11 protein-coding genes and 1 tRNA gene are annotated in these 12,269 nt (G+C 61.7%); 9 read left to right on the forward strand and 3 right to left on the reverse strand.

What is annotated here, in order from left to right; translation table 11 throughout:
* The first annotated feature begins 188 nt into the window (after positions 1-188).
* From ACV229_RS19220 to ACV229_RS19255, 8 genes are all read left to right on the forward strand, one after another.
* Positions 189-908: a response regulator gene (locus ACV229_RS19220; RefSeq protein ID WP_448084689.1), complete on the forward strand. Its 720-nt coding sequence runs from the start codon at positions 189-191 to the stop codon at positions 906-908.
* An 18-nt stretch (positions 909-926) separates the two neighbouring features.
* Complete coding sequence (locus tag ACV229_RS19225; protein ID WP_448084690.1) at positions 927-2,483, forward strand: sensor histidine kinase N-terminal domain-containing protein; 1,557 nt, start codon at positions 927-929, stop codon at positions 2,481-2,483.
* Positions 2,484-2,707: 224 nt separating this feature from the next.
* Positions 2,708-4,366 carry an MFS transporter gene (locus tag ACV229_RS19230; RefSeq protein ID WP_448084691.1) on the forward strand — a complete coding sequence of 553 codons (1,659 nt, stop codon included), beginning with the start codon at positions 2,708-2,710 and terminating at the stop codon, positions 4,364-4,366.
* A 182-nt stretch (positions 4,367-4,548) separates the two neighbouring features.
* Positions 4,549-4,625: transfer RNA gene (locus ACV229_RS19235), tRNA-Met, on the forward strand.
* 110 nt (positions 4,626-4,735) lie between these two features.
* Entirely contained in the window at positions 4,736-5,845 is a 1,110-nt protein-coding gene (locus tag ACV229_RS19240) for a transcriptional regulator domain-containing protein (protein WP_448084692.1), read from the forward strand.
* Between the two features lie 121 nt (positions 5,846-5,966).
* A complete protein-coding gene (locus ACV229_RS19245) occupies positions 5,967-6,218 on the forward strand; it encodes a helix-turn-helix domain-containing protein (RefSeq protein ID WP_448084693.1) in 252 nt (83 codons plus the stop codon).
* A complete protein-coding gene (locus ACV229_RS19250; RefSeq protein WP_448084694.1) occupies positions 6,218-7,243 on the forward strand; it encodes a hypothetical protein in 1,026 nt (341 codons plus the stop codon). The genes ACV229_RS19245 and ACV229_RS19250 overlap by 1 nt, the downstream gene beginning before the upstream one ends.
* Before the next feature lie 407 nt (positions 7,244-7,650).
* On the forward strand, positions 7,651-8,850 hold the full coding sequence (locus ACV229_RS19255) for a hypothetical protein (protein ID WP_448084695.1): 1,200 nt from the start codon (positions 7,651-7,653) through the stop codon (positions 8,848-8,850).
* A gap of 87 nt (positions 8,851-8,937) precedes the next feature.
* On the opposite strand, the gene ACV229_RS19260 is transcribed toward ACV229_RS19255, so the two are convergent.
* A complete protein-coding gene (locus ACV229_RS19260) occupies positions 8,938-9,933 on the reverse strand; it encodes a hypothetical protein (RefSeq protein WP_448084696.1) in 996 nt (331 codons plus the stop codon).
* Positions 9,934-10,118: 185 nt separating this feature from the next.
* Here ACV229_RS19260 and ACV229_RS19265 point away from each other — a divergent pair, with 185 nt between their 5' ends.
* Positions 10,119-10,445, forward strand: a complete 327-nt coding sequence (locus tag ACV229_RS19265; protein ID WP_448084780.1) for a helix-turn-helix transcriptional regulator — start codon at positions 10,119-10,121, stop codon at positions 10,443-10,445.
* Here ACV229_RS19265 and ACV229_RS19270 read toward each other — a convergent pair whose 3' ends face one another.
* The gene (locus tag ACV229_RS19270; protein ID WP_448084697.1) at positions 10,446-11,093 is read right to left on the reverse strand and encodes a hypothetical protein; all 648 of its coding nucleotides are present in this window, start codon (positions 11,091-11,093) and stop codon (positions 10,446-10,448) included.
* Positions 11,093-11,386 carry a hypothetical protein gene (locus ACV229_RS19275; protein ID WP_448084698.1) on the reverse strand — a complete coding sequence of 98 codons (294 nt, stop codon included), beginning with the start codon at positions 11,384-11,386 and terminating at the stop codon, positions 11,093-11,095. Before ACV229_RS19275 ends, ACV229_RS19270 begins: the two co-directional genes overlap by 1 nt.
* Positions 11,387-12,269: the final 883 nt, after the last annotated feature.

Consider the following 12,269-nt stretch of genomic DNA (forward strand, 5'->3'; position numbering starts at 1 on the left):
TCGTCCTTTGCTATGATGAGCAGCGTCTGATATAGGCGCGCCGGTTTTCAAGCCGCTGCGCACGAATGCAGACACTGTATAAAAAAACAGTGTTTTATGCAAGCCCGCGATGTGGGCCGCACGATACACGAACCACTTCGGAGACAGCCGCGCCGGCGCAAGCCCCCTGCCGGCCCCGGTTACGCAACATGCGAATTCTCATCGCCGAAGATGACAGCATACTCGCGGACGGCCTCACCCGGTCACTCCGCCAATCGGGCTATGCCGTCGACCACGTGAAGAACGGCGTCGAGGCCGACACGGCCCTGTCGATGCAGGCGTTCGACCTGCTGATCCTCGATCTCGGCCTGCCGAAGCTGTCGGGCCTCGAGGTCCTGAAGCGCCTGCGCGCGCGCAACTCCAACCTGCCCGTGCTGATCCTGACCGCCGCCGACAGCGTCGACGAGCGCGTGAAGGGCCTCGACCTCGGCGCCGACGACTACATGGCGAAGCCGTTCGCGCTCAACGAGCTCGAAGCGCGCGTGCGCGCGCTGACCCGGCGCGGCGCGGGCGGCGGCCCGACCGTCGTGCGCCACGGCTCGCTCGCGTTCGACCAGGTCGGCCGCATCGCGTATGCGAACGATCGCGTGCTCGACCTGTCCGCGCGCGAGCTCGGCCTGCTCGAGGTGCTGCTGCAGCGGATCGGCCGGCTCGTGTCGAAGGAACAGCTCGTCGACCACCTGTGCGAATGGGGCGAGGAAGTCAGCAACAACGCGATCGAAGTCTACGTGCACCGGCTGCGCAAGAAGATCGAACCGAGCGGCGTGCGGATCGCGACCGTGCGCGGCCTCGGCTACTGCCTCGAGAAAGCCGCCCCCGCGCCGGAAGCGGCGGCGTCCCAGCCCGCGGCCGCCGGCACGCCGCGCTGACGGCCGGCCGTCGCCGCCATGGCCACGCCGGCCCACCCCCACCATCCGGTCGGCGAACCCGCGTCCGCCGCCGACGCCGCGCGCGACGCGCGCTACGAGAACCCGTTCGCGCCGCCCGACGAAACCGAGGCCCCCGAAACCGCGCGCCCGCGTTCGCTGTTCGGCGAGATCCTCGACTGGATGCTCGCGCCGCTGCTGCTGCTGTGGCCGATGAGCATCGCCGTCACGTATCTGGTCGCGAAGACGATCGCGAACGGCCCGTTCGACCGCGCGCTCGAGACCAACGCCTACGTGCTCGCGCGACAGATCCATCCGGTCAACGGCGTCGCCGAGCTGACGCTGCCGCAGGCGACGCGCGACTTCCTGCGCGCGGACAACGTGGACAGCGTCTATTTCCAGGTGCTCGGCACGCGCGGCGAGCTGGTCGCAGGCGAGGCCGACCTGCCGCTGCCGCGTGACGAGGATCGGCCGCCGCCGGGCGTCGTCGTGTTCCGCGACGACCTGCTGCGCGGCAACGACGTGCGCGTCGCGTATACGACCGTCGCGCTGCCGCAGGCGAGCGGCGCGCAGCCGGTGCTCGTGCAGGTCGGCGAAACGCTCGACAAGCGCAACGCGCTCGCGAACGACATCATCAAGGGCGTGATCCTGCCGCAGTTCGTGATCCTGCCGCTCGCGATCCTGCTCGTGTGGTTCGGGCTGTCGCGCGGGCTTGCGCCGCTCAACGCGCTGCAGGCGCACATCCGCGCGCGGCGGCCCGACGACCTGTCGCCGGTCGAGGCGCAGCGCGCGCCGCCGGAGATCGAGCCGCTCGTCACGTCGTTCAACGACCTGCTCGCGCGCCTGGAACAGAACATGGCGCTGCAGAAGCGCTTCATCGCCGACGCCGCGCACCAGATGAAGACGCCGCTCGCCGGGCTGCGCACGCAGGCAGAGTTCGCGCTGCGCCATGAAGTGCCCGCGGACGTGCAGCGCTCGCTCGAACAGATCGCGACGAGCTCCGAGCAGGCCGCGCGGCTCGTCACGCAGTTGCTCGCGCTCGCGCGCGCCGAGAACCGCGCGAGCGGGCTGATGTTCGAGCCCGTCGAGATCGCGACGCTCGCGCGGCGCGCGGTGCGCGACTGGGTGCAGGCCGCGCTCGCGAAGCGGATGGACCTCGGCTACGAAGGCCCGGCCGATGACGACGACAACGCGCCGCTCGACGTCGACGGCAATCCGCTGATGCTGCGCGAGATGCTCGGCAACCTGATCGACAACGCGATCCGCTACACGCCCCGCGGCGGGCGCATCACAGTGCGTGTGCGCGCGGATCGGCCGGCGCGGCTTGCGTACCTCGAGGTGGAGGACACCGGCCCCGGCATCCCGGCCGCCGAGCGCGAGCGCGTGCTCGAGCGCTTCTACCGGATCCTCGGCCGCGAAGGCGACGGCAGCGGCCTCGGGCTCTCGATCGTGCGCGAGATCGTCGCACAGCACGGCGGCACGCTGGCGCTCGACGATCACGTGTACCAGGCAATGCCGCGTCTTGCGGGCACGCTCGTGCGCATCACGCTTCCGTTGCACGAACCGGCTCCGGAGTAACCCTGACGTGCGCCGCAGCATCGCGTCGCGACGACGCGGATTGCGCGCATTTGCGCACCGTTCGGACAGCGATCGAGCCGCGAAGCCCGCCATTCACCGCGGGTTAACATGGAACCGTTTTGTCCGTGCGAGTCAGTGCGCCGTAAGTTTGCCCGCCAATAATCGTCGACAGGTTCGCCCCCAAGGCGGCCGCATATCTATATCAAGAGACTTGGAGACGATTCATGGCAACGTTAGGCGGGCAAATTTCGCACGCGCCGATGACGGGCGAAGAGAAGAAGGTGATCTTCGCGTCGTCGCTCGGGACCGTGTTCGAGTGGTATGACTTCTATCTGGCCGGATCCCTCGCGGCTTACATCAGCAAGAGCTTCTTCTCCGGCGTCAACCCGACGGCCGCGTTCATCTTCACGCTGCTCGGCTTCGCCGCCGGCTTCGCGGTGCGTCCGTTCGGCGCGATCGTGTTCGGCCGGCTCGGCGACCTCGTCGGACGCAAGCACACGTTCCTCGTGACGATCGTGATCATGGGCATCTCGACGTTCGTGGTCGGCTTCCTGCCCGGCTATGCGTCGATCGGCATCGCCGCACCGGTGATCTTCATCGCGATGCGGCTGTTGCAGGGCCTCGCGCTCGGCGGCGAATACGGCGGCGCGGCAACCTACGTCGCCGAACACGCGCCCGCGAACCGGCGCGGCTTCTACACCGCGTGGATCCAGACGACCGCGACGCTCGGCCTGTTCCTGTCGCTGCTCGTGATCCTCGGCGTGCGCACCTTGATCGGCGAGGAAGCGTTCGGCACCTGGGGCTGGCGCGTGCCGTTCGTCGCGTCGATCCTGCTGCTCGCGGTGTCGGTGTGGATCCGGCTGCAGCTGAACGAATCGCCGGTGTTCCTGCGCATCAAGGCGGAAGGCAAGACGTCGAAGGCGCCGCTGACCGAAGCGTTCGGCCAGTGGAAGAACCTGAAGGTCGTGATCCTCGCGCTCGTCGGCCTGACGGCCGGCCAGGCGGTCGTGTGGTACACGGGCCAGTTCTATGCGCTGTTCTTCCTCACGCAGACGCTGAAGGTCGACGGCGCCAGCGCGAACATCCTGATCGCGATCGCGCTGCTGATCGGCACGCCGTTCTTCGTGTTCTTCGGTTCGCTGTCGGACAAGATCGGCCGCAAGCCGATCATCCTCGCGGGCTGCCTGATCGCCGCGCTGACCTACTTCCCGCTGTTCAAGGCGCTCACCCACTACGCGAACCCGCAGCTCGAGCTCGCGACGCAGAAGGCGCCGATCACCGTCGTCGCCGATCCGGGCACCTGCTCGTTCCAGTTCAACCCGGTGGGCACGTCGAAGTTCACGAGCTCGTGCGACATCGCGAAGAGCGCGCTCGCGAAGGCCGGCCTGAACTACGAGAACGTGGCGGCGCCGGCGGGCACGGCCGCGCAGATCAAGGTCGGCGACACCGTGATCGACACGTATGACGGCAAGGCGGCCGACGCGAAGGCGAAGGGCGCCGCGTTCGACAAGACGCTCGCGACCACGCTGAAGGCGGCAGGCTACCCGGCGAAGGCCGATCCGGCGCAGCTCAACTGGCCGATGACGATCGTGATCCTGACGATCCTCGTGATCTACGTGACGATGGTCTACGGCCCGATCGCCGCGATGCTGGTCGAGATGTTCCCGACGCGGATCCGCTATACGTCGATGTCGCTGCCGTATCACATCGGCAACGGCTGGTTCGGCGGCTTCCTGCCGGCGACCGCGTTCGCGATCGTCGCAGCGAGGGGCGATATCTATTCTGGGCTGTGGTATCCGATCGTGATCGCGCTGGTCACGTTCGTGATCGGGCTGCTGTTCGTCAAGGAGACGAAGGACTCGAATATCTACGCGCAGGATTGAGGTGGCGGGCGGCGGTCGACGCCGCTCTTCGGGAGCCGGGCCGGGTAGCGGACAGCGGATGCGGACAACCTGTGCCGCGGCCCCTCCCGGCAGACCCGGAACGGAGTGCCAGCAACTTTTTTCGAGAAATATGAAAAAAGGTGTTGACACCCCAATGGGACATCGACATAATTCAGGTCTTCGGCGAATTAGCTCAGTCGGTTAGAGCGACGGAATCATAATCCGCAGGTCCGGGGTTCGAATCCCTGATTCGCCACCATATTTTTCAAGGGCTTAGCGCATGCTAAGCCCTTTTTCTTTGCTACGCCGCCGGAGCGTTGCTACCATTTTGCTACCATCTGGATCGATTTCCATAAGGAACCGCTCTCGATGGCAACCCACTCCGTCCCCGCTGAACACCGCCTCTTTATCGCCCGCGCCGACTGGCGCGACGAGAGTCAGTATCCTCCGCCCAATCTTCTAGACCCATCTATCTGGTCTTGGGAACTCTTGCGACGCAACTACGAATACGCGCAAGAGTTTGCTCGGTTGCAGCCGCTCTATGCGGACGTTCCGGCGACACCATTCCCAATGGACTCGCTTCTCCACTACGTCAGCGATCCGCCTCCCGAGCGGGAGGATGTGGATTACAAAACCTACAGGGAGCGACATTCGAGGCACATCATCTACCCGATTAGGGACCATGTCCGGAAGAGTTGGGGAATAAACGTCTTGGTAGACCCGAACAGCGACTTCACGACGGTCATCGACCGCTCGCGAATTTATGACAAGAACAACAAGATAGCCTGGCTATTCGCATGCAACACGGCAGACGCCATCAATTCTCCTACTACGGTGCTGGTGAACAAGCATGGGCTTACAAGGACCTCAGCATTCACAACGGCACACGAAGTTCTGTTCAGGATAACGCTCACCGGTAATCTGGACGAGCAGATTGAATCGTTGCGACGCCAAATTGCTACGTTCTTCGACGGTGGCAATCGCAATGGTGATTTCACGTTCACGGAGTACATCGACGTTTCAGATAGCCCGACGGCGAGGTACTCCCAAGAACATCATCGCCCAATAGACGACCAAGATGAATTATCGTCGTACACGCCAGGCATTGCAGCATCAAGCTCGATGTGGAACTGGAAGCCCGTCCGGCTGAAGTCCCTTCACTACGTGGTACGTATGGCCGACGTCTTTGCGTCTCTGGAGCAAGGTGCATTTCTACCGCAACTCGAACAAGCGGGCATCCGTTCCAACGACGTACGCCTCATCGCCGAACTCTGCCGCGACTTCGAGAGACTTCCATACGACGGTCTGTACGAGCCAATGAGTCGCGTGCTTGCGCAATTCTTCGACCTCCATCCGCTCGGCAAAGACGCTCGTGACGCCGACGCGAAGACAATCTTACGTTGGCTTGAGATGGCTGTCGCACTCGTCGCGGAACGTGACTACCTGCACGTGGCTCGAACGAATGCGCACACTTCTTGAGAAGGCAGAACGCCACAATCATCGCTCTCGCGGAATTTTGGTCCCCTCCCCAAACGCCTGGAACAGGTAAAGACCTCCCGATACATTGGCCACGTTCACTCAACTTCAACAGGAGCCGAACGTGACCACGAAGACCCTTCAAACCTCCCCGCTGCTCAGCAGCCTTCTGCATGAGTTTCTAGACGACCGCGCACTCGCCGAACTGCTCAACATCTCCGAGAAAACGCCTGCGCAGTGGCGATTCACTGGCAAGTTCACCGACGAACTCCCGTTCTACAAATTCGGTCGCTGCGTGCGCTATCGCCGCGAAGACGTTGAGGCGTTCATCGAGAAGAGCCGCATCGGCGGCATCAACATGGCGGAGGGTGCGTAATGCCGTTCAAGAAACCCTCCACGCCTGCCGCAGTGGAAAGCCAGTCGCCCCAAACAGCACACGCCCGCACTTCGAACACCAAGAAGGCCCGCGTAACCGTGATTGATGCGCTCCGCAAATTCCTCAAACCGACGTTGACCGGGCTAACGGTACTGGTGGTCCCCGACAAGCATCTGGTCCGCGACGCTCGCGCTGCCATCGAAGCGCAATACATGAACTTCGGCGAGGTTGCCGACATCCCCGCTCCCGACGCCGAGTTCATGTGGTCCTTACACTCCGGCACGCTGCAGGCAATGGACGAACTCGAGGCGCTTGCGGAACTCGAGAAACTGTCCGATACCGCGATCGAGCGTTCCTTCTACCCCTACGGCTCGCGCCCGAATTTCAACTTCTGCAGCGACGAAGGGTTGAATACGCTACTGCCCATCATCGAGGACGCTGAAAACGGCTGGGTGACACTCGCCCAGTCCTGCGATTCGTTGTCGCCCGAACACCTGATTGCTGGGATGTGCCAGATTCGGGCTACGGCAGAGAAAGCCGAGGCTTATGTGTTGCTGATTATCGTGTGTCCAGGTAAAGAGCGGGTGCCCGGCATTCGAGATTTCTGCGACGAGTATCTCGAAGTTGACGCATGCGAGCCGGACCCCGGCGCGCATCTCGCCTTCTCTATCGAAGCGTTGCGACTCGCAGACATGCATGGGCTCGGCTACGGCAAGGTGATCTGCAACGTCACGCTGACCGATGACGGTTACTTGCGGACGTTCGAGCCGTTCATCTCCACGTCGCTGCGTGATCGCTTCATTTGGAAGTTGCGCGCCTCGGGCAAATCACTCGCTGAAATCGGCGAATTGGTCGATCTGCACAAGTCGAGCGTGAAGCGTTGTCTCGACGGAATGCGTCCGGTTCGTCGCCAGAAACTGTCCGATGAGGAGATCGCCCAGCACCTCGACGCGCTCGATGTCGACGGAGGTTCTGTCGACAAGTCGACCAAGTTGCCGGACGAGGACACGGAGGACTTCGCATAAGCGTTGTGCAGCCTGCACGCAACTTATGCAACCGACGCAACGCTGGAGAGGAAAGTCGCTCACTTACCCTCTCCGGCCCGGATCGGCGCCTGCATCGTCGATCTTGCATGAGGCATCGGCATTAGCCGGGAGGGACTAATAAGAGAGTAACTCCCTACTATCTATCTATATATATAGCAGCCGACTCGCAGCTCCGCCGCGAAAGCGCTGCAACTTACCCTCTCCGAGAAAACTGTAAAGCATTGGGCATCGTCGCCGTGCCTGCTCGCGCACTTCAGGATGTCTGCCCTTGAAAATCGAATAGGCATCCTTAACGAACGGTCAGTGAACGCGCATCATCGCACGGTCAAGATGCACTTGATCCGTTCAAAAGAAAGCTTGCTCAACAGATTATCGAAGGAACCTTCATGAAGTTACGTATCAAGACACCGATTCCGAAGCGACCTTTCGTCGACGGCCTTCGCTTCGTGTTGCCGTGGGCTGCTAATCCCGGTGACAATCACCAACTCATGTTCGAGCGCGCCCGCCGTCGCATTCAGGCCGAGATCGAGAATGGTACATGCAAGGGCACATTCGCCAACCGCGGTCGTTATCGCTTCGTCTTTTCTATCCCTCTGTCGGGCGAATTTGCTGCGACTGTCTGGATCGGAGCGCGTGATCCTGTTCGTCAGAAAGGCGGCATCTCCGTATCGCTGAACCCGGCAAAGCTCGAACCCGGTGACGTGGAGCATTTCCACGAAGTAATGGCACGCATCGTCGGCCGCGCCTACAAGGGTCTGCTGCGTCAAGCTCTGATCAACCGCATAGATTTCGCCGTCGATATCGTGCATGCGCACCTCGATCGCATGCTGGTCTCGTATCTGTATGCGCAGCAGTTCACCGTCTTCGGCAAGACCGTCAAGAAAGGGGTTGTCGAGACCTACAACTTCGGGAGCGAAAAGAGCCCTTATATGACGGCCGTCTACGACAAGAACCTTGAGCGCCGTCACCGAGCAATTGAGGCCATCGCAAAGCACGGTCTGAACAGCGAACCGCTGAAAGCATATTTCATCAAGCAGTTGGATCAACTGCATGGTGCTCCGCCCGTCGTTCGCGTCGAAGTCCGCGGCATGCAGTTAAAGGGACTGCCTCTGCGCGATCTGCACAAGATGGGGAACAGGTTCGATCGCTTCGCGTTTGCCGATCTGAACGCAACGGGCAAACCGCTTCCGAAAAGGCTGGGAGATGCCTTCGTGTCGCTGTGCCGCGATCGCGGCGTGAAGGCGGCGCTCGCACACTACAAGGGCACGCCGAATGCGCGCAAGGTGAACACGTTCTGGCGTTCGCGCCGCGCAAGCTGGTGGACGCCGAAGCCGATGATGGAGCAGGCCCTTGAGGCATTGCGTCGCAGCGGAATCTTCCCCCTCGAAGCGTTCGCGCCGAGCAGCGACGAGCGCGATGCGCCGCCGCTCAAGGTGACCCGTTCACGCACTGATCCAACTGCCTCCGCGAATGATGACGTGAAGTTCAAGCGTACCGGTCGCGATCTTGAGAAGCGTCGCAAAGTGGAGCGGATCGGCCTGGAAAGTACCGAGCGTCGCCGTGATCGCTACGGGCGGATCGCCTGACGGCGACATGCTCGTTTGCGATGCTGCCCATTGACGGGCGAGCAGGACGCGGCCGCGTCCTGCTCGCCCGCCTTCACCGACAGAAGTTCAGAACTTCGGCGTGGATGCCGTTGCTGAGCGCGTCTGGATTTGCTCCTTTGCGAACGCAGCTACCGGTTCTGCCCACTGCGCGACCAGGAACTGTGACTCCTTCGGCAACGCTGGATTTGCCGTCAGCGCAAGGTCGAATGATGGGCTGGAACCACACTCCCCATCGGCAAGATTCGCGACGAGTAGCGTTCCGTCTGGATTCGTCCAACGCAGTCCGTACACGGTGTCGGCGGGATGGCATGCAACCCATTGCTTCACCTCCTGATCCTTAACGGCAACGCTCTTACTAACCGCTTCGCTGTTATTGATACCAAACATCTTCGCGCGGCTTTCGATGCCCGCTACCGCACTCTTGTGATCCGCTGCGAGTTTTTCGCGTGCGCCAATCACACTGGAGGGATTTCCGTACCTTTGTTCGAGCGCAACGCGAAACGCATTGCCGGGTTGCAGCGAGTTGGTGACATCGGCTGCGCCTATGTGTTCTTCGACACTGACCACCACGGATTTCGGTAGCCCTGCAGGCCGCGCACTCGCCCTCAATGTCGCCAAAGTTACCGTGGAGCCGCGCGCTGAGAGTCGGGTGATTACCACATTCTGCGTCGGGGCCAACTGGCGCATGTCATTTTCGACGGCGTTAGTCATGCCGACGGGCGATCCCGTCGTTAATTCCGGTTGGGCGCAAACATCACCGAGCTTGATGTTTCGGAGCGCAAATGCCGACAGGAGCTGACTGGTTGCTGGCCGGTCGCAGCCGAACAACGGACCAAAGAGAGGATTTCCGGCGGAGGCCACCGTTCGCGGAAGGCCGGTACCCGGATGAGGGGCGGTGGGTTCCGCAAGCGGTGCTGGGGCCGATTGCTGTTGCGACTGGACCTGCTGTTGGGCGGCGGGCGGGACCGAATGGATCACGCCAAGAATCTGGTTCATCTGCGCGTGAGCAACGACGGGTGCAACGGCCACCAGAACGGCAGCTGAGATTCGCGAGAGGTTCATGGTCTATGGTTTTCTCGATTGTGTTCGTAACGGACGGCGGTCCGGTCGCGCCGGACATGCTCCATACCTGGCTTCCTTGGGACTCCCCGGCTCTCCCGGAGCGCGAAAAGTCTATCGTTAACGATGTTTATAAGCATCAGTTAATAGATGCTTTAAGAGCGTGGTTTCATATGCATCATGTCCGCATGCTTTGCGGCATGAGCGAGAAATCGAAAATCCGTGACCGGCGTAGTCCCGTGGCAACCGCAGTGGGCGAGCGGGTCAAGGCGTGCCGGATAGAAGCGGACAAATCGCAGGAAGAACTGGCGTATGAGGCGTGTCTGGATCGCACTCGCGTCAGTGCCATCGAGCGCGGGGTCGCCAACCCTACGGTCGAGACGCTGGCGACCATCTGTCATGTGCTCGGCATAACGCTGTCGGACCTGTTCGAGCCGCTGAGACTTGCACTCAAGCCATCCGGCGAGCACCGGACTGGTGAAGCGCCGCGACCGAGACGCAGGCCGTTGCGGTAGCTACGGCGGCGTTCCGCCTCGGATCGACATCGCGCCCGCGAGTACTACCTTGCGGCGCTCGAACGCCGTCACATATTGGGCGTATTCGTCCTTCGTGCCGCGTCCTGTTGCCCACGTTAACCGCGCGTTGTAAACGGCGAGGACTGGCTCGGCCTCCGCAGAATCGATCAGCAGCAGCGTGTGTCCTTTGAAGGCCCGACCGATCAGTTGCGCCTCGACACCGACGACAAGCACGGCATGCAAGGTCGCCCGATGCAATTCGCGCCACGTTACGATCACCGGTCGTCCATGTAGCACTTCGCGCTCACTGAATCGGAGAACGTGCGCATGCGCTCCTTCGAAGACGGCAGGTCGCAATCCCCAGTTGAGCTCCCGGATTAGCGTTTGCAGTTCGTCCAGCGAAATTCCGGTGTGCCAGAACGGTGTCGCTTTTCTGACATATTCGGCTTCGCGACTACTTCGCCGCGACAACGCACGTAGCGGGTTTGTCACGCACCCATGCATCGCGAGCGCCATTGCTGCCGCATGCAAGGCGCACGTCGAATCGAAACTGCCCTGGAAACTGAAGGTCGAAACGTTCGAACCAACAATCGTGAGTCGTCGTCCGGGCATCAACGCGGGATGAAGTTTCTGCACGGTGAACTCCATCAATATTCCTCCGGCAAGATCAGGGTCGTCACGCGCCGATCAGCCTCGGTGATGATCCATACTCGCTCACGCCTATCGCCCAGTTCATAGGCCGAAAGAAGGCGCGTTCCGTTCGTAACGGCCAGATCGTTTGAGCGAGCATCGGCGAGGCAGACGGCTCCCCAGTCCCCGCGCCGATGCCTACGCAATAGCTCGGCCGCGTTGGTGCCGGTTCGGTCGAGAAGGTCGAGCGCGCCGGGCGTCGCCATCGTTCGGCCGAGAGAGAAAAGCGGTGTAGGATTTTTCCTGTTCATGATCAGGCATCCAAAATGATTCAGGCGAAGTCCATCCCCGGATGGATATCCGGTGAAAAGCGCAGCAGGTGAGGAAAGCTGAAACGCGAGGCTACTGCAGAGCGTTTCAAGAACGTGACGATGCTGCGGGTGGGATTTGCAAGGCGCGTCGGTGCGTAGCGCTCAGGCGGTGGAGAAAATCACGCAGGCAACGGGAGGTCGGCACGTCGGGAGCCGAGTTTGGCCAGAACATGGGCAGAAATCACCCAAAAACACTGGTCTGGCAGAAGAAATGTAGCACAGACCGGCCAGACAAGCCAAAGGGGCAGATCAAGATTGCGCAAGTCGGTAATTTCTACCCATTTTGCCCATTTTGGTGACTTTCGCTCGCTCTTCCGACATCGGGAATCCCCCTCCGGCCCGCTTTCCGGCCCGCTGGCGGCTTCGTGCGACCCGGGCAAGGGTTACCCGATGGCCCCGGCCCGTCGGGCGCTATCAGAGCCGCACTTCTCAAGTAGAAAGCTTTGTAATGTGCGGTGCGCCGCAACAATCGACATCTCCAGGACGTTTCGGGGGCCGGATCAGTGCATTTTGCTCATTTTTTAAGCAAATTGGCCCGTTTCAGGCGCTTGGCACTCCGAAACGCGTGGCGAAATGCCGCCACAAGCCGCTTCACAGTCAAGACTTGGCGTCGGCGGGGTCAATGAGTGGATATTTTGAGCCTGCCCGACCGCGCGGCGATCTGATGCGGTGCCGCTCACGCCCATTACCAACTCGACCACCTGTCCCCAGATTGCCGACTTGGATAACCCGGTCATTGAGCAGCACGGACAGGTGGTCGAGGCGCGCCCTCAGACGGACAAACACTTCGCTTCGCTCGACGGTAAGTGGCTGCGAGACGCTG

The sequence above is a fragment of the Burkholderia sp. MR1-5-21 genome (genome assembly GCF_053427715.1).

Coding starts and splice junctions, on each gene's coding strand:
- ACV229_RS19220 (WP_448084689.1), top strand. CDS start 189: ATGCGAATTCTCATCGCCGAAGATGACAGCATACTCGCGGACGGCCTC.
- ACV229_RS19225 (WP_448084690.1), top strand. CDS start 927: ATGGCCACGCCGGCCCACCCCCACCATCCGGTCGGCGAACCCGCGTCC.
- ACV229_RS19230 (WP_448084691.1), top strand. CDS start 2,708: ATGGCAACGTTAGGCGGGCAAATTTCGCACGCGCCGATGACGGGCGAA.
- ACV229_RS19240 (WP_448084692.1), top strand. CDS start 4,736: ATGGCAACCCACTCCGTCCCCGCTGAACACCGCCTCTTTATCGCCCGC.
- ACV229_RS19250 (WP_448084694.1), top strand. CDS start 6,218: ATGCCGTTCAAGAAACCCTCCACGCCTGCCGCAGTGGAAAGCCAGTCG.
- ACV229_RS19255 (WP_448084695.1), top strand. CDS start 7,651: ATGAAGTTACGTATCAAGACACCGATTCCGAAGCGACCTTTCGTCGAC.
- ACV229_RS19260 (WP_448084696.1), bottom strand. CDS start 9,933: ATGAACCTCTCGCGAATCTCAGCTGCCGTTCTGGTGGCCGTTGCACCC.
- ACV229_RS19265 (WP_448084780.1), top strand. CDS start 10,119: ATGCTTTGCGGCATGAGCGAGAAATCGAAAATCCGTGACCGGCGTAGT.
- ACV229_RS19270 (WP_448084697.1), bottom strand. CDS start 11,093: ATGGAGTTCACCGTGCAGAAACTTCATCCCGCGTTGATGCCCGGACGA.
- ACV229_RS19275 (WP_448084698.1), bottom strand. CDS start 11,386: ATGAACAGGAAAAATCCTACACCGCTTTTCTCTCTCGGCCGAACGATG.